Source organism: Thioclava sp. ES.031 (assembly GCF_002563775.1).
Taxonomy (GTDB): Bacteria; Pseudomonadota; Alphaproteobacteria; order Rhodobacterales; family Rhodobacteraceae; genus Thioclava.
Map to the genome: position 1 here is coordinate 127,946 of NZ_PDJO01000001.1, position 24,556 is coordinate 152,501.

Here is a 24,556-nt window from a genome sequence, read left to right on the forward strand (position 1 = left end):
CTCTTCTTCTCGATCCAAATATCCCGCGGGGGTCCGGGGGCGCGAAGCCCCCGTGCCTCTCAGAAAGAGCCGCGCGGCAGCGGCGTCGTGCCCTTGTTATAAGGTCCCCAGTCCTCGACATCCGGGTAGTATTTCCGCCGCCACGCCCGCACGCGCGGGTTCATCCGGCGCCGCCAGAGCGGCGGGATCATCGCCAGCGCCGTCATGCCGGGATAACCGAAGGGCAGCTGCGGGGCGTCCTCGGCGTCGTAGGTCTGCAGAAGCGGGAAGCGTCGGTCGGGTTTGTAATGGTGATCCGAATGGCGCTGCAGATTGATCAGCAGCCAGTTCGAGGCGGTGTGATCGGCGTTCCAGCTATGGCGCGGCAGGACATGTTCATAGCGCCCCTCGCCCTTGTATTGCCGGGTCAGGCCGTAATGCTCGACATAGTTGGTCAACTCCAGCTGCCAGACCGCAAAGAGCGCCTGCAGCAGGAACAGGCCGAGCCCCATCCAGCCACCCAGTAGCGCCGCCACGATCAGAGCCAGCGCCTGCAATGCGCCATAGCGCCAGAACGGGTTGGAACGGTGCCAGACCGGACGGCCCGCGCGGCTCAGTTTCAGTTTCTCGGCTTTCCAGGCCGAGCGGGGGCACTCGAAAATCACTCGCCAGAAGAAGCGGTGAAACCCCTCGTTATAGCGCGCCGAGACCGCATCGCGCGGCGTGCCGACCCAGAGGTGATGGACCAAGAGATGCTCTGTCCGGAAATGGGAATAGAGGACGCTCGCCAGCAACAGATCGCCCAGCCAGCGTTCCAGCTTGCTCTTCTGATGCAGCAATTCGTGGGCATAGACGATGCCGATCGTGCCCGAGATTACGCCCACGCCGAACATCAGGGCGACGATCTCGAAGCCGTTCAGATGGGTCGTATGCGTCACCCACCATATCGTGCCGAAGATCACGGCCGCCTGAATCGGGAACCAGATCAGCGTGATCGCGCGATACCAGAACAGGTCGGCTTCGGGCGTCTCGGTGTCGGGCTGATCCTCGTTGCGCCCCAGCAGCTGGTCGAGCACGGTCGTCAGCCACCACGCATAGGCGGGCAGCAGGATCAGGGTCCAACCGCCGAACCACACCTCGATCCCCGCCAGCGGCACTGTGCCGAGCGACAACCAGAAGGGCAGGGCGTGAGAGGGGCGGCGGATTTCGTCGCGGCTGGACATCGGGGCCTCGTGAGCGATGCGGGCGCGGTCATACTAGCCGAACGCTAACCCGATACAATCACTCGGGTTGCGGCCATTCGGCGCTTTGGGCGGCATCCCAGACCTTGCGCATCAGGGTGGGCAGATCGCCGGGCCGGAAATCGGCGCGCGGGGTCATGGCGCGGGCTTCCGTGCGGGTGACGTGAACCTGCAGGATCAGATGGAAATGGGTGAAGGTGTGGCGCACCTCGATCGGGGAGAGCGCCCAGTCGGCCTGCATCGGCGGGGCGGGTGTCGGCGCGTCGGACCAGTCCGAGCCGGGAAAGCCCAGCGTGCCGCCCAGAAGACCCTTGTCGGGGCGGCGCTCCAGCAGCACGTCGCCCTGACCGTTCATCACGACATAGGCGAAGCCACGGCGGGTGGGCTTTTCCTTTTTCGGAGCCTTGCGTGGCAGCGTCTCGGCGATCCCGGCGGCGCGGGCGGTGCAGGTGTCGAGCAGCGGGCAGATGCCACAGGCCGGATTGCGCGGCGTGCAGATCGTCGCGCCCAGATCCATCATCGCCTGCGCGAAATCTCCGGGTCGGTCCTCGGGCGTGATCTGCGCCGTCAATTCGGTCAGCTCTGCCTTCGCACCGGGAAGCGGCGTGTCGACCGAGAAGAGGCGCGAGACGACACGCTCGACGTTGCCGTCGACCACGGCGACCGGCTCGTCATAGGCGATGGCGGCGATCGCGGCGGAGGTGTAGGGGCCGATGCCGGGCAGCTTTTGCAGTTCCGCAGCCGTTTCGGGGAAGCGCCCGTTCATCTCACCCGCCACGACTCGCGCGCATTTCAGCAGGTTGCGGGCGCGGGCGTAGTAGCCGAGCCCGGCCCACTCGGCCATCACATCGGCATCCTCGGCCGCTGCCAATGCGCCGACATCGGGCCAGCGCTCGGTGAAGCGGCGGAAATAGTCGCGCACTGCGGCGACCGTGGTCTGCTGCAGCATCACCTCGGAGAGCCAGACCCGATAGGGATCGGGCCGTTCTCCCTCTGCACGATCCATAGGCGACACGCGCCACGGCATGACGCGGGCATGGCTGTCGTACCAAGTGAGCAGGGTTTCGCCGATTGCCCCTTTACCGTCACGCAATGTTTATGCTCCCCTCTTGCCGACCGGTTGGCCCGGCCCGATGTGCTTCCTAGAATGGGATGGATCAAGAGGAACCGCCCACGAATGAAGAAAAGCGACCCGCAAAAAACGCCTGCCCGGCGGATGCGTGGCTTTGAAGCCGCGGGCGGGCTGCTGCGCAACCGTATCCGCGCCGCGGGTGAAGCGCGTGGTTTTGCGGTCTCGCGCCTGCTGACCCATTGGGCGGAAGTAGTGGGCCCTGAAACCGCCGCGCAATGCCGCCCGGTGAAGATCGGCTACACCAAAGGCGGCTTCGGCGCGACCCTTACCCTGCTGACGACCGGAGCGGCGGCGCCGATGCTGCAGATGCAGTTGCCGCAAATCCGCGACAAGGTGAATGCCTGCTACGGCTATAACGCGATCTCGCGCATCTCGCTGACGCAGACCGCGCCGACCGGCTTTGCCGAAGGTCAGGCGCAATTCGCACCGAAACCGAAACCCGAACCCCGCAAACCGGACCCCCACGTCGCCGAAGAGGCGAAAGCGCAGGTGGCCGATTGTGGCGATGCCGATCTCAAATCGGCGCTGGAAGAACTGGCAAGAAACGTTCTATCGAAGTCCGCAGAGCGGGCTGCACACAAGAAAGGCAGATAGATGAGCAAAACTCTTTCGATCCTCGGCGGCGCGGCTGTCATGGGGCTCCTCGCGACGGGCGGCTGGTATGCCAGCCAACATAGCGAGGCGAGCCTGATCACTGCGGCCCAAGCGCAGGAAGCCACGGCGAACAAAGACGTCGAGACTCTGCCCGACGTGATTCTGGGGCAGGAAGACGCGCCGGTCACCGTGATCGAATATGCCTCCTACACCTGCCCGCACTGCGCCGAATGGCACAAGGTCGAGTACCCGCAGCTGAAGAAGAACTACATCGACACCGGCAAGGTGAAGTTCATCCAGCGCGAAGTCTATTTCGACAAATACGGCGTCTGGGCCGGTCTGATCGCGCAATGCGGTGGCGATCCGAAATATTACGCGATCGCGGACATGATCTATAACAAGCAGAAGGACTGGATCGGCGACGGCAAGCCGCAGACCATCGCGGACAACCTGCGCAAGATCGGCCTGCAGGCCGGGCTGAGCAACGATCAGGTCACCGCCTGCATGAACGACGAGAAGCGCGCCGAGCGGATGGTCGCGACCTTCCAGAAGAACGCGGGCGACGACAAGATCGACGCGACGCCGACCTTCATCATCGACGGCGAGAAGCATTCCAACATGGTTTGGGACGACTTCAAGAAAATCCTCGACGACGAGCTGGCGCAGAAAGCCAACTGATCTCGGCGGCAGATGTTGGGAAGGCCGGTCCTGCGGGGCCGGCCTTTTTCATATCCCGAGCCGGTCGAGCGCTGCGTCGAGCGCTGTGGGGTCGTCGATCTCGAGCCGCACCGGCAGGGCGAGCACCTTCGGGCGGAAGCTTTCCGGCAGCCGGACTGCGTCTTTCTCGGTCGTCACCATCTGCGCGCCGAGCGTGTCGGCCTCCGCCTCGATGCGCTGCAACAGGCGGGCCGTGAAAGGCTGGTGATCTTCCAGCGCCTCGCCGCGCAGCAGCTCCGCGCCGAGATCGCGCAGGGTGGCGAAGAACTTCTCGGGATGGCCGATGCCTGCGAAGGCGAGGACGGGAAGGCCCTCCCAATCCATGCCCGTCTGTAGCGGGGCGAGCTGTCCCGTCAGGTGTGGTTTCGAAATTCTGGAACTCCAGAAATTAGCGAATTCAACCTGTGCAGCTTCCGGCCCGATCGACAGCAGAAAGTCTGCGCGGGTCATTCCGGCCTCGATCGGTTCGCGCAGCGGTCCGGCAGGCAGGCAGCGCCCGTTGCCGAAGCCCTTATGCGCGTCGACCACCACGATGGAGAGGTCTTTGTGCAAGGCAGGGTTCTGATGGGCGTCGTCAAGCACGATCACCTGCGCTCCGGCCGCGACCGCCGCCTGCGCCCCTGCAGCCCGGTCGCGCGCGACCCAGACCGGCGCGAAGGCCGAGAGCAGCAGCGGCTCGTCTCCGGTCTCCTCGGCGCGGTGGCTGCGCTCATCGACCTGCACCGGCCCTTCGAGCGATCCGCCATAGCCGCGCGTGACCACATGGGCGGTCACACCGCGTGCGGCCAGCCGTTGCACCAGCCAGATCACCGTCGGCGTCTTGCCGGTCCCGCCCGCGTTGATATTGCCGACCGAGATCACCGGCACGTCGAGCCGCAGTCCCGGCTGCGCCACACGCCGCTTCGTCATTGCCGCGTAAATCGCGCCGAGCGGCGACAGAAGCCGCGCCCGCAGTCCCGGCGCGGCGGGGGCGTTGAACCAGAAGCCGGGCGCGCCCATCACGCCACCCGTGCGGGCTGGGTGCCCGACAGGATCTCGGCCAGATCGCGGGCGATGGTCTCCACCGCGCCCGCGCCGCCCGAGGTCACTGCCCAGGCGTTATGGGCCAGCTGCGCAGAGCGTTCCGGCGCGATCAGATCCGCGACTACTTCGGGCAGATCTTCGGGCACCACGACGCCGCGGCAGGCTTTCGCAGCCTCGAGCCGCAGGTAATCTTCGCGGAAAGGCGCAAGTTTCGGGCCATGCAGGATCGCAGAGCCAAGCGCCGCCGCCTCGACCGGGGAGCGTGGCGCCTGCGCCGTCCCCGACAAGGTGCCGCCCATATAGCTGAGCGCGGCCAGCCGATACCAAAGCCCGTATTCCATCGCGTCGTCGGCAATGAAAATCTCGGTCGTCAGTTCCGGTTCGCCCTCGAGCGAGCGGCGCGCGACAGACCAGCCCTCGGCGGTCAGCTGCGCGGCAAGGGCCTCGCCTTGGGATTCGTCATCCGGGGCAAGCAGAAGCAGCAGCCGATGCGTGTGGCGCTGGGCGTAGCGATGCGCGGCCGTCACCGGGCCGACCTCGGCCTCGGGCACGGCAGCGGCCAGCCAGACCGGTCGCGCGCCCATCGACTCGGCCATAGAGGCGCGCTCTGCCTCGGAGCCGTAAAGCGGCTGCGGCGGCTCGCCGAGCGCGCCGTCATTGACCACGATGACCGGCCCGTTCAGCCGGTCGCCCACCCGTTCGAGGCTCGCCTCGTCGCGCAGGTAGATGCGGTCGATCCGGCCCAGCAGCGTGAGCGAGACGTCATCGAGGCGCAGCCCATCCTGACCGCCGAGTTTCGCATCGGCCAGAACGCTGGCGATACCGCGTTTCTGCGTCTCCGCGATCAGCGCGGCGGGCAGCGTGTCGTCCATGATGAGCACGAGATCGGGGCGCCACGCATCCAGCACCAGACGGACGGACGCGGGACGATCCTCGGGGGTGGGCCGGAAATAGACCTCTTCGGGCAGGCCGTCCGGCGGATCTTCCGCGCCGCGCACCGTCATCGCGATGCGGATGTCGGGCATCCGCGCGGCCACCCTGCGCGCGACCAGCCCGGCGGCCTCCGCGCATGTCCCCGCAGCCCAGATCCACAGCAGCGGGGCGTCGGCGCGATCCTCCTCCTGACCGGCCTCGACCGCGGCTTTCGCCTTGGGTCCCGCGGGACGCAAGGCAGAGAGTTGCAGTCTGAGCCAGAGAGGAAGAGAGCGCGCCATGCCAGCCTTAGTTGCCGAGCTCTTCGGTGGTCGACACCTCGAGCTCTTCGTCACGCAGGCGATGCAGGTGCGCGATGAAGTAACGGGTATGGGCGTCGTCGACGGTGCGCTGCGCCTCGGCCTTCCACGCGGCGTAGGCGGAGGCGTAGTTCGGATACATCCCGACGATATGGATATCGTCGACATTCTTGAACTCGGTGCGGCTCGGGGTCACCAGCTCGCCGCCGAAGACGAGGTGAAGACGTTGCGGGGTCGGTTTGGCCATAAGAACTCCTGTCGGCTTTTCTGCGGCGCAGAGATTACGCTTTGCCCCCACGCTTCACAAGGCGAGGGGCGGGGGCGCACGTAGCCGTTACCGCGCGAGGCCCAGCGATTCCAGATAGTCCGCGCCTTTTCTCACGCCAATCTCGTCATTCACTTCCAAAATCAGACGCGGCATCTTCGGCAGCTTGCCGAGCGCCTTGAATACCGAATGCCACGCGATCGTCCCCTCGCCGGGATGCCAGTGCCGGTCGCCATAGCCGTCGATATCCTGCAGGTGGACATGCTCCAGCGCCGCGCCCGCCGCATGGACGAACACATCGACGGGCGGCGCGCCGCAGCGGCGATGCATGAACTGCGCATGGCCCGTATCGAGCGAGACCTTTACCGCTTTGCTCTTCATCTTCGCGGCCAGTTCGACACGCAGGCTCGGCGTGATGTCCTCGCAATTCTCGATGACCAGCGTCACACCCAGCTCCTCGGCGCGTTCGATCACCGGGGTCAGGACATAGCGCACGCGCTCGACCTGAATGAATCCGTTTGCCGGGTTCTGCTCCAGATCGGCTTCCTTCCAGAGCGTGTAGGGCGAGTGGATCACCATCTGATCGCCGCCCAGCTCCGCCGTGATCTCCAGCACCCGCAGCATCCGGGCGCGGATGACCTCGATGATCTCGGAATCGGCGCAGTCGATATTGAACGAGGTGAAGGGCCCGTGCAGCCCAAGCCGCCCGGTATAGCCGTCGAGCAACTCCTTCGTTCGCGCGACCATCTTGCGCAGGTCCGCATCCGTGGCGTTCGGCCAGCAGAAGCTCTGCAATTCCAGATCGCGCTGGTCGTTCAGAATCCAGTCGCGATGATGCGCGAGCATATCGAGGCTCAGCGCAGCGCCGAGCAGCGGTAATTCCTTGGCCATGGGGTCCTCCTCCGGATCGGATGCTCGCGCAAGCCGCGGGGCTTTTCAATCCCGTGAGCGCGCTATATCGGAACGTCATGAAACGCAGTCTGCCCGAGTTTTACGAGAGCATGGTGGAGAACGGGGACCTCAACCCCGATCCCGCCCAACGCGCCATTCTGCCCGAACTGGAGCGCGTGCGCCGCTCGCTGGAAGAGGCGCCCGCGCCCGAGCCGGTGAGACGCGGGCTCTTCAAGCGCAAGATCAAGCCGGTCGAAGGCGTGCGCGGCCTCTATATCTGGGGCGGTGTCGGGCGCGGGAAATCCATGCTGATGGACCTGTTCTTCGGCCAGACCGACGTGCCGAAACGCCGGGTGCATTTCCACGCTTTCATGCAGGAAGTCCAAGGCAAGCTCGACGATGCGCGCCGCGCCAACACGGTGGATGCGATGCGCCCCGTGGCCGAAGAGGTGGCCGGCTCGCTGCGGCTGCTGTGTTTTGATGAGATGCAGATCACGGACATTGCCGATGCGATGATCGTGGGCCGCCTGTTCGAGGCCCTGTTCGAGCGCGGCGTGACCATCGTCACCACCTCGAACCGGGTGCCCGAGGACCTCTACAAGAACGGGCTCAACCGCCAGCTCTTCCTGCCCTTCATCGGGCTGATCCGCGAGAAGCTCGACGTCTACGAGCTGGCCTCCGAGACCGATTACCGCCAGCACCGTCTGGCAGGCCAACAGGTCTATTTCACGCCTGCGGGCCGCGAGGCGCGCGCGAAGATGGATGCGCTTTGGGATGAGCTGACCGGGGGCGATCATCACGGCAAGCTCGACATCCCGGTGAAGGGCCGTGTGGTCGAAATCCCGCATTTCCACAACGGGGTCGGTCGCGCGAGCTTCTGGGATCTCTGCGCGCAGCCGCTCGGTCCGGCGGATTACCTCGCCATCGCGGATGCGGTGAAGGTGCTGCTGCTCGACGATATTCCGCTGCTCTCGGCCTCGAACTTCAACGAGGCGAAGCGCTTCGTCACGCTGATCGACTCGCTCTACGAGGGCAAGGTCCGGCTGATCTGCTCGGCCGCGGACGAGCCCGAACGGCTTTACGTCGAAGGCGAAGGCACGTTCGAATTCGAGCGCACCGCCAGCCGCCTGCGCGAGATGCAGGCAGACGGCTGGGCGGCTGAGGCTTAAGCCAGCATCTCCGCCAGAAGCGGGCGCACCTTGGTGCCGTAAAGCTCGATCGTCTTGCGCAGATGCGCGGGGTTCTGCGGCCCGCCGCTATATTTCAGCGTGAACCGCGACAGGCCCAGAGCCGTCACCGTCCGCGCGATCTTGCGCGCCACGGTTTCCGGGCTTCCGACATAGAGCGAGCCATGCTCGATCTCGGACAGGTAGGCCTCGCGCCGGAACGGCGGCCAACCGCGCGAGCGCCCGATCATGTCATGCATCCGCGCATAGCCTTCGTAGAACTCTTCCTGCGCGATCTCGTCGGTCTCGGCGATATGGCCGGGCGAATGGACGCCGATCTTGCCGGGCTTGGTGCCCATCTGGTCATGCGCGCGATGGTAAAGGTCGACATGCGGTTTGAACCGGGTCGAATCCCCGCCGATGATCGCCAGCATCAGATCCATCTGCATCGCGGCGGTCTCGACCACCGATTGCGGCGACCCGCCGACCCCGCGCCAGATCTGCAGCGGCGCCTCGGGGCGCGGATAGACGGTGACGTTCTTCAGCGGCGGGCGCATGTGCGCGTCGAAGCTGACCTTCTCCTGCGTCGCCAGCAGATGCAGGATCTGCGACTTCTCGGTGAACAGCGCCTCGTAATCGTTCAGGTCGAGCCCGAAGAGCGGGAAGCTCTCGGTGAAAGAGCCGCGCCCGATGGTGATCTCGGCCCGCCCCGGCGCCAGCGCGTTCAGCGTCGCGAAACGCTGGAAAACGCGGATCGGATCGTCCGAGGACAGCACCGTCACGGAGGTGCCCGCCTTGATCTTCTCGGTGCGCGCAAGGATCGCCGAGAGGATCGGCTCGGTCGAGGAGATCGCGAAATCCGGGCGGTGATGTTCGCCCAGACCGATATAGTCGAGCCCGACCTGATCGGCGAGCTCGCCTTCGGCCAACGTGTCGCGGATCACCTCGGCATGGCTGCGCAGCAGGCCGTCCTCCCCGCGCGTCACATCGCCGAACGTGTCGATCCCAAGCTCAAGCTGCATGGTGGTCTCCTTTCCTGTTCACGCGAAGATAGGCGCGCAGGCGCAGGTCAGCCACCGGTATCCTCGCACAGACCTCGTGCGAGACCGCAGCCTCAGGCGTTGTCGCGCAGCACCCGGCCCGCGAGGTAGAGCGAGCCGCAGATCAGGATGCGGGCATGGGGGTGGATCGCGACGATCCCCGCGATGGCCGAGCCGACCGAGGCCGCAGGGCGTGCCTCGATGCCGACCACGCGCGCGGCTGCGGCGGTGTCTTCGGCGGGCAGCGTGTTCGCCTCACCGGGGATCGAGACGGCCAGCAGGCTCGCCGCGTGATCCGCCAGCGGGCGCAGATAGCCGGTCACATCCTTGGTGTTGAGCATGCCGCAGATCAGATGGGTCGGGCGTTTCGGAAGCGCACCGAGCGTCTTGGCGATCATGTCGCCCGCCGCCGGGTTATGCCCGCCATCGAGCCAGACCTCGGCCTCGGGCGCACCGTCCACCAGCGGTCCGTGGCGCAGCCGTTGCATCCGCGCGGGCCATTCGGCTTTCGTCACCGCCGCCTCGCAGGCGGCCTCGTCAAAGCCCAGATGCCGCAGCGCCGCGAGCGCCGCCCCGGCATTGGCGATCTGATGCGGGCCGGGCAGGTTCGGCAGCGGCAGATCGAGAAGCCCGTTCTCGTCCTGGAAGATCAGCCGGTCGCGCTCTTCCCAGACCTGCCAATGCTGGCCATGCACCAGAAGCGGCGCGCCCAGCTTTTCCGCCCGCGCCTCGATCACGTCGAGTGCGGCCTCTTGCTGGGGACCGACCACGCAGGCCACGCCGCGCTTGATGATCCCGGCCTTCTCGCCCGCGATCTCGGCCAGCGTCTCGCCGAGGAATTGCTGATGGTCGATCGAGACCGGCGTGATGATGCTCAGCGCGGGTGTGGCGACCACATTGGTCGCGTCGAGCCGTCCGCCGAGACCCACTTCCAGCAGCGTGTAATCCGCAGGGGTGCGCGCGAAGGCCAGAAGCGCCGCCGCCGTCGTCACCTCGAAGAAGGTGATCGGCTTGCCGCCATTCGCCGCCTCGACCTCGTCGAGCAACGCGGCCAGATCGGCCTCGGAGATCAGCTCTCCAGCGATGCGGATGCGTTCGTGAAAGCGCGCGAGATGCGGCGAGGTATAGGCGTGGACGCGCTTGCCCGCAGCCTCCAGCCCGGCCCGGATCATCGCCTGGGTCGAGCCCTTGCCATTGGTGCCCGCGATATGGATCACCGGCGGCAGGTCGCGCTCGGGATGATCGAGATCCCCCAGCAGCCGCTCCATCCGGTCGAGCGACAGGTCGATGACCTTGGGGTGCAGCGCCATCAGGCGGTCGAGAATATCATCGGAGCTTTGCGTCATTGGCCCCTCCGGCCTTGGATGGCGGACCGGGGAGGGGGCGCTGCCCCCGCGGCTGATGCCGCCCCCCGGGATATTTCAGCCAATACGAAGATCAGGTCTTGGGCTTCGCCTCGGCCTCGGGAGCCGCCTCGGCGACCGCTTCCTCGAGCGCCTTCTCCGGCGCGGGCAGATCGCCCTTCACCGCCGGCGGCAGGTTCATCAGCATGCGCAGGATGGTGATCAGCTCGTCGCGCATCTTCATGCGATGCGTCACGCGGTCGAGCATCCCGTGATCCAGCAGATATTCGGCGCGCTGGAAGCCCTCGGGCAGTTTCTCGCGGATCGTCTGTTCGATCACGCGCGGGCCCGCGAAACAGATCAGCGCATTGGGCTCTGCGATATGCACGTCGCCCAGCATCGCATAGGAGGCGGTCACGCCGCCGGTCGTCGGATGGGTCAGCACGACGATATAGGGAAGGCCCGCTTCCTTGAGCATCTGCACGGCGACGGTGGTGCGCGGCATCTGCATCAGCGACAGGATACCTTCCTGCATCCGTGCGCCACCAGCCGCCGAGAACAGCACCAGCGGGCGCTTGAGCTTCACCGCACGCTCGGCCGCCGCGATGATCGCGTTGCCGACATACATGCCCATCGAGCCGCCCATGAAGGTGAAGTCCTGCGCGGCCGCGACGATCGGGGTGCGGCCGATCTCGCCCTCGGCCACCAGCATCGCCTCTTTCTCGCCGGTCGATTTCTGCGCCGCCTTCATCCGGTCCGGATAGCGCTTCTGATCCTTGAAATGCAGCGGATCGGTGATCGGTTCGGGCACTTTCACTTCGGAGAAGATACCGCCATCGAACAGCGCCTCGAAGCGCACGCGGGGCGTGATCGCGAGGTGATGGTCGCAATTGGTGCAGACGTTGAGATTGTCCGACAGCTCCCGGTGGAACAGCATCGTCCCGCATTCGGGACATTTCGTCCAAAGGTTCTCGGGCACTTCGCGGCGCGAAAACAGCGAGTTAATCCGAGGACGGACGTAATTGGTGATCCAGTTCATCGTATGAGCCTCTCGCTGGGGCGGGTCGGTTTGGCTTGAAATACGCCGCCCCTGCACGAATTGCAATCAGACGCGGAGGGTGAGGCGGATCAACAACCACGCGATCAGCAGGTGCAGCATGTCCAGCAGAAGCCACGGCAAGAGGTCCCACAGGTCGCGTGTGTTGATCACGATCGTGTAGAGCGCCAGCCCGTCGAGCTGGCCGTAGAAGCCGACGAGGAAAAGCGAGCCGAAGTTATTGGCGAAATGCAGCGCAAGGGCGGCGCCGAGATTGCCGGTCCGCGCGGTCAGGTCGCTCGCGAGGCAGCCGAAGCCGAAAGCCCAGAGCGCGGGCCAGAGCGCGTTGCTGCCGTAGGCGCCGGGCGAATAATGCAGCGCCCCGAAGAGCGCCGAGGGCAGAACCATCCAGATCAGGGGGCTGCACCAGCGCGCCGCGAGCTGCTGCAGGAGATAGCCGCGAAACAGCACCTCCTCGGTCGCGATCTGCACCCCCAGAAGCGGCAGCGCGATCGGCGCCCAGCTCAGCACATGCAGCAGCGGGTTGGAGCGCGCCGCGGCCTCGCTGAGCTGGGTTAGCCCGAAGGCGAAAAGAGCGAAGAGCAGCAGAACCGGCAGCACCTTCGTGAAGGTGGCGAGGCTCCGCCGTCCGAACAGCGTCGCGGGCGCGCGGTGATGCAGGTGGCGGCTGACGACGAAAGTCGCGATCAGAAGCGGCGCGAAACTCGCCAGCAGAATGGCGAGGCCGCGCGGCGTCGAGCCATGGGCGATTTCCTGAAACAGCCGAAGCATCGAGAAATCGTCGAGCATCGAAGAGAAGAACAGGATCATCGCCCAGCCGCTGAGCAGGTAGAAGGCGACGATCACGCTCAGACCCAGCATCCCGCGCCAGATCTGCGCATAGGGCTTCGCGGGGGCCGCGAACGCCTCGAGCGGCGCATATCGGTTCGAGCGCGCGATCACCGGGTGGGGCTCGCAAGTAGCGGGGCGGCTGCAAGGGGCGATTGGGTCATCTGGGTCTTCCGCAAGGCTGAGCTTCGGTGATAGCGGCTGCAGCCCCGGTGAGGCAACGGCTTTACTTTTCGCGGCGCGGGCAGGACAAGAGGCGGCTGTCTTCTGACCGGGGTGCAAATGTTTGAGCTTCCTCTCGATCTGGTGATCATGCTGATCGGCGCGGCCTTCGCGGCGGGGGTGGTCGATTCCATCGCGGGCGGCGGCGGGCTGATCACGGTGCCGGCGCTTTTGCTGGCGGGCGTGCCGCCGGTTCAGTCGCTCGCGACGAACAAGATTCAGGGCACGTTCGGGGCGGCGACGGCTGCGATTTCCTATGCGGCCTCGGGCCATGTGGTGCTGCGAAAACAGCTATTGGCCGCGGTGATCGGGTTCCTTGGCGGGCTCGCGGGGGCGCTTCTCGTGTCGCGCATTCCGACCGACAAGATCGAGATCGCCCTGCCGTTCATCCTCGTCGCGATCGCCGCGTTTTTCGCGTTGCGGCCCGGTTTGGACGACACGGATCGGGTGCAGCGTATTCGGCCCGGCCTGTTCACCGCCGCCTTCGTGCCGGTGATCGGTTTTTACGACGGGCTGATCGGGCCGGGGACGGGGTCGTTCTTCATGATCGGTTTCGTGACGCTGGCAGGCTACGGTGTGCTGAAGGCGACGGCGCATACGAAACTGCTGAACTTCTCGTCGAATATCGGGGGGCTGACGGGGTTCCTGCTGGTCGGCTCGCCGCTCTGGGTGCTCGGCATCGCGATGGGACTTGCGCAGATCGCCGGGGCGCGGCTGGGCTCGCGGCTTGCGATGCGGGTGGGCGCGCGGCTGATCAAGCCGCTGCTGGTGACGACCTCGACGCTGCTGGCCGCGAAGCTGCTTTGGGATCTGATCTAGGCTCTATCCCGGCACCTGCGACAGGATCGTGCGCAGCTGCGCGAAACTGCCCGCGATGCCGTTGGGGGCGGGTTCGGCGATGAAGGCATCCAGCTCGGGCCAGACCTTGATCGCCGCGTCGATGCGCGGGTCCGAGCCTTCCGCATAGAGCCCCGCCTGAATCATCATCTCGGCCCGGTCATAGGCGCCAAGCAGGCTGCGCGCCTTGCCGATCAGCCGGTTTTCCTCGGGATCCGCCGCGTCGGGCAGCGAGCGCGAGACCGAACGCAGCATGTTGATCGCCGGGAAGCGCCCACGCTCGGCGATCTCGCGCTCCAGCACGACATGCCCGTCGAGCACGCCGCGCAGGATATCGGCGATCGGCTCGTCCATATCGGAACCGGCCACCAGAACCGAGAACACGCCGGTGATGTCACCCTGCCCTTCGGCGCCGGGGCCCGCGCGCTCTCCCAAGGCCATGATCTGATATGAGGTCGAGGGCGGATAGCCGCGCAGCGAGGCGGGCTCGCCCCCCGCCAAAGCGACCTCACGATGGGCTTCGGCAAAGCGCGTGATCGAGTCGGCGAGGAACAGCACGTGCTGGCCCGCATCGCGGAAATGCTCGGCCACGGCCATCGCGGTCCAGGCGCAGCGGCGGCGCACCAGCGGCGATTGATCCGAGGTTGCGGCGACGATCACCGCGCGGGCCATCCCCTCCGGGCCAAGCGTTTTCTCCACGAATTCCCGCAATTCCCGGCCGCGTTCGCCGATCAACGCGATGACGACGATATCGGCAGAGACCCCGCGCGCGAAGCTCGCCAATAGCGAGGATTTCCCGACGCCCGAGCCAGCGAAAAGGCCGACCCTTTGGCCTTGGACCAGCGGCAGCATCGTGTCGAAGGCGGCGAGTGACGTCTCCAACCGGCCGCCCAACCGCTTGCGCTGGGCGGCAGGCGGAGGGCTTGCGCGCAATTCGCGCTCGCGCGCGCCGTGGATCAGCGGTTGCCCGTCGAGCGGCTTTCCGAACGGGTCGATAATCCGCCCGACCCAGCTGTCATGCGGGGCGATCCCGCCCTGACCGAGCAGCTCCACCTCGTCGTCGATCGCCACGCCATCGGCGGCTCCGTCGGGCAGCACCGTGACCGCCCCGCGCGTCAGCGACAGAACTTCCGCGCCGATTTCGCGCCCGCTTTGGCAGCGAATCGTCGCGCGGTCGCCAAGGGCCGCCGAACGGGCCAGACCGCTGACCTCGATCATCCCGCGCCGCACCTCGCGCACGCGCCCGACTGCATGGGCGCTGGCGATACCGCGCATTTCGGCGCGCAACAGGTCGAATCCCGCAAATGCCATTCTGGCCTCCGATGTTCTCGAAACGTTTTCTAAACGATTCGCTCTTAAAGCTTGGTTGATAGCTCGGAGGAGAAGCCCCGATGTTCGAGAAGATTGAGATCATGAAAATGGCCAGTGCGATGGCCACCCACGCCGCAGCCCGCCAGAACGCGGTTGCGGAGAATATCGCCAATGCGGACACGCCCGGGTATGCGGCGCGTGACCTGCCGGCTTTCGAAGACCTCTATCGTAGCGAGGGTCGCGGCGCTCTGCGGGCGACGCGGTCGGGTCATATCGACGCCTCGGCGACGATCTCGACCGCGCCCGAGGTGATCGCCTCCCCCGGTGTCACCTCGCCCGACGGCAATTCGGTCTCGCTCGAAGAAGAGATGGTCCGCTCGGTCGCGGTGAAACGCGAGCATGACCTGTCGCTCGCGATCTACCGCTCTTCGCTCAACATCCTGCGCAGTTCGCTCGGGAGGGGCTGAAGATGAGCGATTTCACCCAATCCATGGCGCTGTCCGCCTCGGGCATGAAGGCGCAGGCGATGCGGCTCCGGCACAGTTCCGAGAACATCGCGAATGCCGACACGCCGGGCTATCACCGCAAGATCGCTGCCTTCGAGAAGGTCGTCTCCGAAGGCGCTCCCACCGGAGAGGTCACCCTTGGCCCAGTGCGGCTCGACCGATCCGAACTCACCCAAATCTACGAACCTGGCCATCCGATGGCCGACGAGAACGGCTACTACGACGGCTCGAATGTCGATCTGGTGGTCGAAATCGCTGACGCGCGCGAAGCGCAGCGCAGCTACGAGGCGAATTTGCGCATGTTCGATCAGGCCCGGCAAATGTCGGCCTCCCTGCTCGAACTGCTTCGCCGCTAAGGACAGAGGAGATCTAGAATGGATTTTAACACCTCCCTTGCAACGCAAAGCTACGCCCAGGCCCGGGCTGCTGTCCCGCCGGAAGCGGGCGGTTCCGGGCCGGGCTCCCTTTTCGAACAGGCGGCGAGTTCCTTCGTCGATGCGGTCAAGGCGGGCGAAGACACTGCCAAAGCCGCGATGGCGGGGCAGGCCGATCCGCATGCGCTGGTGCAGGCGCTCGCCCAGACGGAACTCGCGATCGAAACGGCGGTGACCGTCCGCAACAAGGTCGTCGAGGCCTATCAGGAAATTCTCAGGATGCCGGTCTGATGCAGGACGCGATCTTCTTCGACACGCTCCGGCAGGGCTTGTGGATCGCGGTGCTGATCGCGGCGCCGCTCCTGTCGGTCGCGCTGGTCGCTGGGGTCACGATCGGCCTCTTTCAGGCGCTGACCTCGGTGCAGGAAATGACGCTGACCTTCGTGCCCAAGGTGGGGGCGATGCTCGTCGTGTTCTGGGTGTCGATGAGCTTCATGTCGGAAAAGCTGGTGGAGTTCTTCACCCGCACCATCCTGCCGATCGTCGCCGGGGGCTGAGATGGACAACACAATCTATACCACTCTCACGCGGCAATCCGGTCTGATGCACGAAATGCGGACGCTTGCGAACAATATCGCGAATGTCTCGACCACGGGTTTCCGGCGCGAGGGTGTGATCTTCTCCGAATATCTCGCTGGGCTGGAGGGCAATGAGCCTTCGCTGTCTATGGCGCGGGCACATGGTCGTCTGATCGATCGAAGCCAAGGCGGGCTGACCCAGACAGGCGGCACCTTCGATTTCGCGATCGAAGGCGAGGGGTTCTTCATGATCGAGACCCCGCAGGGCAACCAGCTCACGCGGGCCGGCAGCTTCATCCCGTCGGCCGAAGGAGAATTGCTTACGCCCGACGGGTTCCGGTTGCTCGATTCCGGTGGCACCCCGGTTGCGATCCCCTCGGGGGCGACTTCGGTCGCGCTCGCCGCCGATGGCACGCTCTCCGACAAGGGCCAGCCGATCGCGCAGGTCGGCGTCTACCTTCCCACCGATCCCAATGAATTGCGCCATGTCGGCGGCACTCGCTTCACCGCGGAGGCCGGGGCCGAACCGGTGGAGGGCGCGGTTCTGATGCAGGGGTTTCTCGAAGACAGCAACGTCGATCCGATCACCGAGATCGCGCGCATGATCGAGGTCCAGCGCGCCTATGAGATGGGCCAGGCCTTTCTCGAACGCGAAGACGAACGAATCCGCGGCGTCATCCAGACGCTCGCCCGCTAACAGGAGGCCCATGACATGAGAGCTCTTCAGATCGCAGCCACCGGCATGAGCGCGCAGCAGACGCGCGTCGAGGTGATTTCCAACAACCTCGCGAACATGTCGACCACTGGCTATAACGCGCGCCGCGCCGAGTTCGCCGATCTGCATTACCAGCAGACGACCCGCCCCGGCACGATCAACGCGACCGATGGCACGACCATTCCTGCCGGGGTGCAGCTTGGACTCGGCGTGCGCCCGACCGCTGTGACGGTCAACATCGCGCAGGGCTCGCTCAGTGCGACGGGCGGCGATCTGGACCTCGCGATCGACGGCAATGGCTATCTCGAAGTGACGCTGCCCTCTGGCATCTCCGCCTACACGCGCGACGGCGGGCTCAAGCGCAACGGCACCGGACAGATCGTGACCTCCGACGGCTATCCGGTCGTGCCCGATATGACCATTCCGAACGACGCGCGCGCCGTTGCGATCAACGCGGAGGGCGAGGTCTATGCCTATTTCGCCGATCAGGTCGCGCCGCAGCTTCTGGGGCAGTTCACCCTGGCGAATTTCTCGAACCAGAAGGGGCTGGAAGCGATCGGGTCGAACCTGTTTCTCGAAACCGGCGCCTCCGGTCCGCCCAATGTGAATACGCCCGGCGCGGATGAGTTGGGCACGCTGCGGCAGGGCTATCTGGAGGAGAGCTCGGTCGATCCGGTGCGCGAGATCACCGAGCTGATCAAGGCGCAGCGCGGTTACGAGTTGAACGCGAAGGTCATTTCCGCCGCCGATCAGATGCTTGGCGCGACGACGCAGGTGCGCTGATGCTGGGACGGGCGATCCTGATTGCGGTATCCGGTCTTCTGCCGGGCCACGCCTTGGCCGACACGCTCGTCGCGCTGCACACCATGCGCGCCCGGACGATCGTCACCCCCGCAGATGTCGGGCTGCAACCGGGCGAGGTGGCCGGGGCGTTGACCGCGCCGGAGGAAGCGATCGGCCTCGAGACGCGCGGGGTGATCTATGCCGGTCGCCCGATCCGAGCCCGCGATCTGGGGCAGCCCGCCATTGTCGAGCGCAATCAGATCATCCCGCTCCTGTTCCGCCGCGGATCGCTGGAGATCCGAACCGAAGGCCGCGCGCTCGATCGGGCCGGCATCGGAGAGACGATCCGCGTGATGAACGCCGCTTCCAAAACCGTGGTCTCCGCGACGCTTGGCGCTGACGGAACCGCCCATGTTGCCCCATGAGGAATTCGCGATGAAATCTCCTGCCCTGTTGCTGTTGTCGATCATGCTCGTCGCCTGCGGGCGGCTCGAGCAGGTCGGTAAGGCGCCCGGATTCACGCCGGTCGAAGGCGGGAACGAGTTCTACGCCATGGCCTCCTCGCCGCTGCCCGTCACGACAGAGGCGCGCAGCCCCGAACAGGAAGCCTCTCTTTGGTCAGGTGCGCGCAACTCGCTGTTGGGCGACCCACGCGCCGCCAAGCGGGGCGATATCCTCACCGTCGTGATTGAGATTAACGATAAGGCCGAAATCTCGAATTCGACGGGTCGCTCGCGCAGCGGATCCGACACGATGGGGGTGACTTCCATGCTCGGCATTCCCCAGCGCATCGACAGGCGTCTGCCCGAGGGGGCGAGCATGGCCGACGCTGTCTCGACCAACTCGAATTCGACCTATTCCGGTGACGGGCAGGTATCGCGCAACGAGAAACTGACCCTGCGCGTGGCCGCAACGATCATCGAGACGCTGCCGAATGGCGTGTTGCGCATTCAGGGCAGCCAGGAGGTGCGGGTGAATTTCGAGGTGCGCGAGCTGATCGTCACCGGTTTCGTGCGCCCCGCCGATGTGAGCCGCCAGAACGAGATCACCTATGACAAGATCGCTGGCGCGCGGATTTCCTATGGCGGGCGCGGGCAGATCACCGATGTGCAGCAGCCGCGCTACGGCCAGCAGATCGCCGATATTCTCCTGCCCTTCTGAGGTTCCGTAATGCTTGGTAAACTCCTCCCGCTTCTCCTCGGTCTGATCGGCCTCGCCGGTGGCGGCGCGGCCGGGTATTTCCTGCGCCCCGCGCCGCCACCCGCAGAACATGCCAGCGACACGGCCGCTGCGGAGGGGGCAGCGGAAGGAGATCACGGCGCCGCATCAGAGGCTCATGGGGACCCGGCCGCCGACGATCATGGGGCCGAGGGCGATGTCACCTCCGAATTCGTCAAGCTCAACAACCAGTTCATCGTGCCGCTGGTCACCGAGTCGCGAATCTCCGGCATGGTGATCCTGTCGCTCAGCCTCGAGGTGAGGGTCGGTGAGACCGAGGCCGTCTATCGCGCCGAGCCTAAACTGCGCGATGCGTTCCTGCAGGTGCTCTTCGATCACGCGAATACGGGCGGATTTCAGGGCCTGTTCACGGATTCCGCGAACATGTCGCGCCTGCGCCGGGCCCTGACCGAGACCGCGCGTAGTATCTTGGGTCCCGGTGTCCTTGCGGTTCTGGTCTCCGATATCGTGCGTCAGGACAGCTAGGTCCGATCCGCGATATCTGCGACAGACGAGAAATCCCACGCCTCAGCGCGGTTCGCCTCGTTTCGGATGACCAAGTTTCGTGACAACGTCATGGCGGCCCACCGCGCGCGCGGTTGCGCCATGCTGCGCAGCAAGCGCAGGGTCGAGCTCCTTCCGCGCGGCGCGTAGCCGCGTGTCTTCCAACGACAGGTAGCGCAGATAGGCGAGGGTGTTCTGCCCGGAGGCTGGTTCCTGCGCGAGCGTCTCCCGGGTCGACCGCTCCTCCGCCTGCAGGCTGGCAATTCGCGCATCGAGCGCGCGCGCCCGGGCGTTCAGCCGCGCGAGCGCTGCAAGCTCCGCCTCCTGCTGCATACGGGTCAATCGGGCGAGCGCCGCCAGCCGCTTTACCTGCAATTTGCTCATTTGCGCCATGCCACACCTCCGCGGGCCGCCTTGCGCATCTTCTCCGCAAAGCGGATCGCGGCGGCGACGGGTTTGTAATGCTCCGGCCGGATTTCCTCGCCAATCTCGATCGCCGCGAACAGCGCGCGCGCGGTCGGCGGGTCCGAATGCACGGGCACCGCGTTCTCCGCCGCGATCTCGCGGATCCGCGCAGCGATCGCATCAACCCCCTTCGACAGGCAGACCGGCGCGCGCCCCGAGGCGCGATCCCATTTCAGCGCGACCGCGTAATGGGTCGGGTTGACGATCACCACATCGGCCTTGGCGGTGTCGGGAACCGATTGCCGCATCGCAAGCTCCATCCCCTTCTGACGTCGCTGTGCCTTCAGATGAGGATCGCCTTCGGATTGCTTCATTTCGTCGGTCAATTCCTTGCGCGTCATCCGGTTGCGGCGCAGGAATTCGGACCGCTGCCAAAGATAATCGATCGCGCCCATCGTGGCGGCGAGGGCGGTGACGATCATCAGAAACTCGGCGATCATCCGAAACAGCAGCCCCACGATCTGCACCGATTCGAGACGCTGCGTGAGCAAAATCAGATCGGCGCGGGCCCTAAGGTAAATGAAAAGAATCGTCGCGATCACGGCGAGTTTCGTCGCGCTCTTGGCGAATTCGAACAGCCCGCTGCGTCCGAATTTCTGCGCAGCATTCTTCAGCGGATTGATCCGGCTGAGCTTTGGCTGGATCTTGTCGGGCGCGACCACGATCGCGCGTTGTGCCCAGTAGGCGACGAGCGCGGCGATCATCGGCACCACGAAAAACGGCGCGAGCGGCAGGAGCAGCGTGCCGATAATCCGCCCGCCCAAGGCCGTCCCGCCACCGAGAAACTGCGCGGCCATCTCATCGGCGCGATCCAGCATCGCCATCGCCCCACTGCCGAACCGCGTCACGCTGTAGATGCCAAGGCCGAGCAGCGTCGCGAGAAAGCTGCCATAGACGGCGGCCACGGAAATCTCGGTCGAGCGCACCAGATCGCCCTTGCGCCGTGCCGCGTCCAGCTTATGCGGTGTCGGGTCGAATTCCTTTTCGCCGGCTTCGTCTTCGCTCATCGCACCGCTCCGAACGGGTTGCCGAGGAAGCTCATGACCGCCTCGCGCCAGATCGCGATGGCGGTGGGCGCACACAGTGCGAGCAGGATCAGACCGCCTGCCGTGAGCGCCGGGGCGCCGACGAACGCGACCATGAGCTGCGGCATGGCTCGGTTAATTGCGCCAAGAGCGATGTTGTAGATCAGCCCGGTGACCGCGAAGGGGGCGGCGAGCTTGAAGGCGAGCGAAAACGCATGCGCGACACCCGAGACGCCCCAGCGCCGCAGCGCATCCGGATCGGGCCATTCGCCCACCGGCAACACCTGATAGGTGCCGATCAGAAACTCGATGAGCTGGACGTGAAACCCGAGGCTCATCAGCACCGCGATCCCGGCGATCAGCAGGAGGTTCCCGATCGCGGGTTGCGGCTCCCCGCCCATTCCGCCGAGCAGCTGCGAGAGCGAACTCGACTGCGCCGCCATTGTGCCTGCGATTTGCAGAGCGAAGACAAAGGCGCGCAATCCAAAGCCGAGAAAGAGACCGATCGCGATTTCCGAGGCCAGCCATAGCGGCAAAGCCGTCCCCTGGTCGAAACTGGCGAACGTCGGCGCGAGGGCCGGAACCGTCACCAGGGTTATCGCGAGTGCGACCCCCGTCTTGATCCGCGCCGGCAGGCTCGTCTCGCCAAAGCCAGGAGCCATGGCGACAATCCCGCCCACCCGCAGCAAGACAATGAAACCTATGAACAAAAAGCTTCGTGCTTGTTGCAGAATCTCGCTGAGCAGATCGAGAAGCGACGGGCTCATGCGGGGACCTGTCCGACCATCGCGGGCCGCGCCTCCAGGCCGATTTCTTCGTAGCTCAAGACCGGCGCGTTCAGCCCTTTCGCGTTGATGACCGTGCGCAAGAACCGCCGCCTGCGCCCTGAAGAGACCAGTGCAGGGAAGGTCCCCGCTTGGGCCGCCCCGGCGAGTTTCTCTGCGATATTCGCCGCCAGCTTGTTGAACAGGTCAGGTGGCAAGGCGACATCGCTGCCCGCCTCGCCCCCGATCGTGTATTTTCCGAAGCGTTCCTCCCAATCGGGCGCCAGCTGGATCAGGGGAATCGTGCCGTCTTCGCGACGCAGATCGGCGACCAGCTGGAAGCCGAGGCGCTGCCGAACATGTTCGCAGATCTGCTCGGGGCTTTGCAGGTGGCGCGCCTCGGAGATGGCCTCGACGATCAGCAGAAGGTTGCGGATCGAGACCCGTTCATCGAGCAGTAGCCTTAACACCGAAAGCAGAAGATCGACCGGCACCTTGTCGGGAATGAGCTCGTCGAGAACGCGTCGATTGGCTTGTGCGCGCGTCGGATCGGAGAGGTTCGCGACTTCGTCGAGCAGCCGCCGCAGCGCCCGCAACGTCATCAGCCGAGAGAAATTCGCTTTGATCACTTCGAGAAGATGCGTCGCGAGCACCTCCGTCGGCCCGACCACCGTTGAGCCGGCGAGCGCCGCGTCTTCCTGCTGATGGGCGGGCACCCAAAGCGCGGGCGCGTGGAACACCGGTTCGCGGACCTCCTCGCCGTCTGGCAGGAATTCGCGATTGTCCGCGATCAACGCAAGAACATGCTCCGGCATCAGCCGATCGCGCGCCTGCTCGACCCCCTGAACGCGGATGCGATAGTGACCGGGCGGCAAAGTGGCGTCGTCGGTCAGCCGAATTTCGGGGAGGATCAATCCGAAATTCGCCGCGACGTGATTGCGCATGTTGGAGATGCGCGCGTCCAGACCCGTCGCCGGATCGAGCGCCATCTTGACCAGATCCGGGGCGAATTCGACATGGATATCGTCGATGTCGAGCACGTCACCCATGGATTTCTGCTTCGGCCCGGTCTCCGGCGCGGGCATTTTCATCGCCGCGCGCCGTGCACGCGCCCGTTCGGCGCGCCGCAGCATATAGGCCGCCGTGCCGAGGATGACGGCCCCTGCGGTGAAAGGCACGAAGGGGAGGCCCGGTACGAGACCGAAAAGCGCCATCAAGACCGCAACGGTGGTCAGGGCGGCCGGATATTTCCCAAGCTGGCGGAACAACTCCAGATCGGTGGAGCCTTTCGCCCCGCCGCGCGAGAGCAAGATGGCCGCTGCGATCGAGATGATGACCGCCGGTATCTGACTGACGAGGCCGTCGCCGACCGTGAGGATCGCATAGGTCTCGAGCGCGCGATCGAGCGGCATTCCATGCACGACGGTGCCGATAAGCAGCCCGACCACGAGGTTGAGCATCGTGATTAACAGCCCGGCAACCGCGTCCCCTTTGACGAATTTCGATGCCCCGTCGAGCGAGCCGAAAAAGGTGGTTTCCGCCTGCTCGCGTTCGCGCCGCTCTCGCGCTTCGGCATGGTCGATGGCGCCCGCATTCATGTCGCTGTCGATCGCGAGCTGCTTACCCGGCATCGCGTCGAGCGCAAAGCGCGCGCCGACCTCAGCCATGCGGCCTGCGCCTTTGGTGATCACGATGAAATTCACGATCAGGATCACGCAGAACACGACCAGCCCGATCAGGACCGAGCCGCTCATGATGAAATTCGCGAACCCTTCGATAACACCACCCGCCGCACCCGTACCCGTATGACCGTTTCCGATAATGAGTTTCGTCGAGGTGACGTTGAGCGACAGCCGCAGCATGAGCGTCGCAAGGAGAATGGTCGGAAAGGCGGAGAAATCGAGCGGACGCTCGATGAACAGGGTGACTGTGAAGATCAGGATCGCGAGGGCGAAAGAGGTCGCGAGACCGATGTCGAGGATCCAGGAGGGCACCGGAAGGATCATCATCGCGATGACCGCCATCAGCGCGAGTGCCAACAGGATCGTTGGCTGAAACGCGCGTTGCACGAGCGGGGTCGCCATCACATCCCTCGGGCTTTCCGCGCGGCACGCACGAAGAGTGAGGCGCCGGGGGCACCGCCCGGCCGGGGCGGCTTTGCGTCTTTCGATCTGAGCAGAAGCGGGTAGCGGTTTTCTCGGCGTTGTGCTTGGGCCGCGCTTTGTGCCAGCACGATGTCGGGAATATCAGGCAATGGACTGGCCGCGGCGGCGGAAGTGGTCGTCACGTCTTTCGGGCCGCTCCCGCCCGCGAGTTTCGCGTAAAATCGGGCAAAGCGTGTCGAATAGCTGTTCGCATGCTCGGGCGTGCGCGAGTGATAGGCGCCCGCCGCTGTCTTCCAATCACCGCTTTCTGCATAGAGCGATTTCAGAAACTGTGCCGCGTACCGAGCGTTTTCCAACGGGTCGAACATGTCTTCGATCGATGAGAAATGCTGCCCGTGCCATTTGAAATTGATCTGGAAGCAGCCGATGTCGAAGCTTCGCGCGCCGCGTTTGAATTCCTTGAAAACGTAAGCGAGCGCCAAATCCCGGCTCTCGAACCAATGCCCAGCGCCTTCCATATTCACGGTCCACGGCCACGGCTCGAAGCCACCCGCGCCTTTGCGTCCGGTCTCATTTAGCGAGATCGCCATGAGCACCGCATAAGGAACGCCGCTTTCGCGCGAGGCTTGCTTCGCGGCTGC

29 protein-coding genes are annotated in these 24,556 nt (G+C 65.3%); 13 read left to right on the forward strand and 16 right to left on the reverse strand.

Annotation, left to right across the window (positions count from 1 at the left end; genetic code table 11):
* Positions 1-59: 59 nt before the first annotated feature.
* A complete protein-coding gene (locus AXZ77_RS00650) occupies positions 60-1,202 on the reverse strand; it encodes an alkane 1-monooxygenase (protein WP_098409638.1) in 1,143 nt (380 codons plus the stop codon).
* Between the two features lie 58 nt (positions 1,203-1,260).
* On the reverse strand, positions 1,261-2,313 hold the full coding sequence (gene mutY, locus AXZ77_RS00655) for an A/G-specific adenine glycosylase (RefSeq protein WP_098409639.1): 1,053 nt from the start codon (positions 2,311-2,313) through the stop codon (positions 1,261-1,263).
* Between the two features lie 84 nt (positions 2,314-2,397).
* On the opposite strand from mutY, the gene AXZ77_RS00660 reads away from it, so the two are divergent.
* Positions 2,398-2,946 carry a DUF721 domain-containing protein gene (locus tag AXZ77_RS00660; protein ID WP_098409640.1) on the forward strand — a complete coding sequence of 183 codons (549 nt, stop codon included), beginning with the start codon at positions 2,398-2,400 and terminating at the stop codon, positions 2,944-2,946.
* Positions 2,947-3,624 carry a DsbA family protein gene (locus AXZ77_RS00665; RefSeq protein ID WP_098409641.1) on the forward strand — a complete coding sequence of 226 codons (678 nt, stop codon included), beginning with the start codon at positions 2,947-2,949 and terminating at the stop codon, positions 3,622-3,624.
* A gap of 48 nt (positions 3,625-3,672) precedes the next feature.
* Here AXZ77_RS00665 and lpxK read toward each other — a convergent pair whose 3' ends face one another.
* The 4 genes from lpxK to AXZ77_RS00685 form a co-directional block, all read right to left on the reverse strand.
* Entirely contained in the window at positions 3,673-4,662 is a 990-nt protein-coding gene (gene lpxK / locus AXZ77_RS00670) for a tetraacyldisaccharide 4'-kinase (RefSeq protein WP_098409642.1), read from the reverse strand.
* Complete coding sequence (locus tag AXZ77_RS00675) at positions 4,662-5,900, reverse strand: 3-deoxy-D-manno-octulosonic acid transferase (protein WP_098409643.1); 1,239 nt, start codon at positions 5,898-5,900, stop codon at positions 4,662-4,664. The genes lpxK and AXZ77_RS00675 overlap by 1 nt, the downstream gene beginning before the upstream one ends.
* Before the next feature lie 7 nt (positions 5,901-5,907).
* The gene (locus tag AXZ77_RS00680) at positions 5,908-6,165 is read right to left on the reverse strand and encodes a DUF4170 domain-containing protein (RefSeq protein ID WP_078522252.1); all 258 of its coding nucleotides are present in this window, start codon (positions 6,163-6,165) and stop codon (positions 5,908-5,910) included.
* Between the two features lie 87 nt (positions 6,166-6,252).
* Complete coding sequence (locus AXZ77_RS00685) at positions 6,253-7,074, reverse strand: sugar phosphate isomerase/epimerase (RefSeq protein ID WP_098409644.1); 822 nt, start codon at positions 7,072-7,074, stop codon at positions 6,253-6,255.
* A gap of 77 nt (positions 7,075-7,151) precedes the next feature.
* On the opposite strand from AXZ77_RS00685, the gene zapE reads away from it, so the two are divergent.
* Positions 7,152-8,243, forward strand: a complete 1,092-nt coding sequence (gene zapE / locus AXZ77_RS00690) for a cell division protein ZapE (RefSeq protein ID WP_098412389.1) — start codon at positions 7,152-7,154, stop codon at positions 8,241-8,243.
* On the opposite strand, the gene AXZ77_RS00695 is transcribed toward zapE, so the two are convergent.
* The 4 genes from AXZ77_RS00695 to AXZ77_RS00710 form a co-directional block, all read right to left on the reverse strand.
* On the reverse strand, positions 8,240-9,262 hold the full coding sequence (locus AXZ77_RS00695; RefSeq protein WP_098409645.1) for an LLM class flavin-dependent oxidoreductase: 1,023 nt from the start codon (positions 9,260-9,262) through the stop codon (positions 8,240-8,242). The genes zapE and AXZ77_RS00695 overlap by 4 nt on opposite strands.
* 92 nt (positions 9,263-9,354) lie before the next feature.
* Complete coding sequence (locus AXZ77_RS00700) at positions 9,355-10,626, reverse strand: folylpolyglutamate synthase/dihydrofolate synthase family protein (RefSeq protein WP_098409646.1); 1,272 nt, start codon at positions 10,624-10,626, stop codon at positions 9,355-9,357.
* Between the two features lie 91 nt (positions 10,627-10,717).
* A complete protein-coding gene (gene accD, locus AXZ77_RS00705) occupies positions 10,718-11,662 on the reverse strand; it encodes an acetyl-CoA carboxylase, carboxyltransferase subunit beta (RefSeq protein ID WP_098409647.1) in 945 nt (314 codons plus the stop codon).
* A gap of 66 nt (positions 11,663-11,728) precedes the next feature.
* Positions 11,729-12,622 carry a CPBP family intramembrane glutamic endopeptidase gene (locus AXZ77_RS00710; protein WP_098409648.1) on the reverse strand — a complete coding sequence of 298 codons (894 nt, stop codon included), beginning with the start codon at positions 12,620-12,622 and terminating at the stop codon, positions 11,729-11,731.
* Between the two features lie 168 nt (positions 12,623-12,790).
* Here AXZ77_RS00710 and AXZ77_RS00715 point away from each other — a divergent pair, with 168 nt between their 5' ends.
* Entirely contained in the window at positions 12,791-13,549 is a 759-nt protein-coding gene (locus tag AXZ77_RS00715; protein ID WP_098409649.1) for a TSUP family transporter, read from the forward strand.
* Positions 13,550-13,552: 3 nt separating this feature from the next.
* Here the strand turns inward: AXZ77_RS00715 and AXZ77_RS00720 are convergent, their stop codons facing one another.
* Positions 13,553-14,878: a FliI/YscN family ATPase gene (locus AXZ77_RS00720; RefSeq protein ID WP_098409650.1), complete on the reverse strand. Its 1,326-nt coding sequence runs from the start codon at positions 14,876-14,878 to the stop codon at positions 13,553-13,555.
* Between the two features lie 80 nt (positions 14,879-14,958).
* Here AXZ77_RS00720 and AXZ77_RS00725 point away from each other — a divergent pair, with 80 nt between their 5' ends.
* From AXZ77_RS00725 to AXZ77_RS00765, 9 genes are read left to right on the forward strand one after another with little or no spacing between them, the layout of a single operon-like run.
* A complete protein-coding gene (locus AXZ77_RS00725) occupies positions 14,959-15,345 on the forward strand; it encodes a FlgB family protein (RefSeq protein ID WP_098409651.1) in 387 nt (128 codons plus the stop codon).
* A gap of 2 nt (positions 15,346-15,347) precedes the next feature.
* The gene (gene flgC, locus AXZ77_RS00730) at positions 15,348-15,740 is read left to right on the forward strand and encodes a flagellar basal body rod protein FlgC (RefSeq protein ID WP_098409652.1); all 393 of its coding nucleotides are present in this window, start codon (positions 15,348-15,350) and stop codon (positions 15,738-15,740) included.
* An 18-nt stretch (positions 15,741-15,758) separates the two neighbouring features.
* Positions 15,759-16,049 (forward strand): flagellar hook-basal body complex protein FliE, encoded by a 291-nt coding sequence (gene fliE, locus AXZ77_RS00735; protein ID WP_078605963.1) that lies wholly within the window; start codon positions 15,759-15,761, stop codon positions 16,047-16,049.
* A complete protein-coding gene (locus AXZ77_RS00740; RefSeq protein WP_078522260.1) occupies positions 16,049-16,315 on the forward strand; it encodes a flagellar biosynthetic protein FliQ in 267 nt (88 codons plus the stop codon). The genes fliE and AXZ77_RS00740 overlap by 1 nt, the downstream gene beginning before the upstream one ends.
* A 1-nt stretch (position 16,316) precedes the next feature.
* Entirely contained in the window at positions 16,317-17,033 is a 717-nt protein-coding gene (locus tag AXZ77_RS00745; protein ID WP_098409653.1) for a flagellar hook-basal body complex protein, read from the forward strand.
* Between the two features lie 15 nt (positions 17,034-17,048).
* Positions 17,049-17,834, forward strand: coding sequence for a flagellar basal-body rod protein FlgG (flgG, locus tag AXZ77_RS00750; protein ID WP_098409654.1), 786 nt, complete (start codon positions 17,049-17,051; stop codon positions 17,832-17,834).
* A complete protein-coding gene (flgA, locus tag AXZ77_RS00755; RefSeq protein WP_098409655.1) occupies positions 17,834-18,259 on the forward strand; it encodes a flagellar basal body P-ring formation chaperone FlgA in 426 nt (141 codons plus the stop codon). Before flgG ends, flgA begins: the two co-directional genes overlap by 1 nt.
* A 10-nt stretch (positions 18,260-18,269) precedes the next feature.
* On the forward strand, positions 18,270-18,995 hold the full coding sequence (flgH, locus tag AXZ77_RS00760) for a flagellar basal body L-ring protein FlgH (RefSeq protein WP_098412390.1): 726 nt from the start codon (positions 18,270-18,272) through the stop codon (positions 18,993-18,995).
* A gap of 9 nt (positions 18,996-19,004) precedes the next feature.
* Positions 19,005-19,538, forward strand: coding sequence for a flagellar basal body-associated FliL family protein (locus tag AXZ77_RS00765; protein ID WP_098409656.1), 534 nt, complete (start codon positions 19,005-19,007; stop codon positions 19,536-19,538).
* A gap of 42 nt (positions 19,539-19,580) precedes the next feature.
* On the opposite strand, the gene AXZ77_RS00770 is transcribed toward AXZ77_RS00765, so the two are convergent.
* The 5 genes from AXZ77_RS00770 to AXZ77_RS00790 are packed head-to-tail and all read right to left on the reverse strand — an operon-like array spanning position 19,581 to position 24,505.
* Positions 19,581-19,949, reverse strand: a complete 369-nt coding sequence (locus AXZ77_RS00770) for a hypothetical protein (RefSeq protein ID WP_098409657.1) — start codon at positions 19,947-19,949, stop codon at positions 19,581-19,583.
* Complete coding sequence (locus AXZ77_RS00775; protein ID WP_098409658.1) at positions 19,937-21,028, reverse strand: flagellar biosynthesis protein FlhB; 1,092 nt, start codon at positions 21,026-21,028, stop codon at positions 19,937-19,939. Before AXZ77_RS00775 ends, AXZ77_RS00770 begins: the two co-directional genes overlap by 13 nt.
* Positions 21,025-21,813: a flagellar biosynthetic protein FliR gene (locus AXZ77_RS00780; RefSeq protein WP_098409659.1), complete on the reverse strand. Its 789-nt coding sequence runs from the start codon at positions 21,811-21,813 to the stop codon at positions 21,025-21,027. The genes AXZ77_RS00775 and AXZ77_RS00780 overlap by 4 nt, the downstream gene beginning before the upstream one ends.
* Positions 21,810-23,894: a flagellar biosynthesis protein FlhA gene (flhA, locus tag AXZ77_RS00785; RefSeq protein ID WP_098409660.1), complete on the reverse strand. Its 2,085-nt coding sequence runs from the start codon at positions 23,892-23,894 to the stop codon at positions 21,810-21,812. Before flhA ends, AXZ77_RS00780 begins: the two co-directional genes overlap by 4 nt.
* Positions 23,894-24,505 carry a transglycosylase SLT domain-containing protein gene (locus AXZ77_RS00790; RefSeq protein WP_255266378.1) on the reverse strand — a complete coding sequence of 204 codons (612 nt, stop codon included), beginning with the start codon at positions 24,503-24,505 and terminating at the stop codon, positions 23,894-23,896. The genes flhA and AXZ77_RS00790 overlap by 1 nt, the downstream gene beginning before the upstream one ends.
* Positions 24,506-24,556 lie beyond the last annotated feature (51 nt).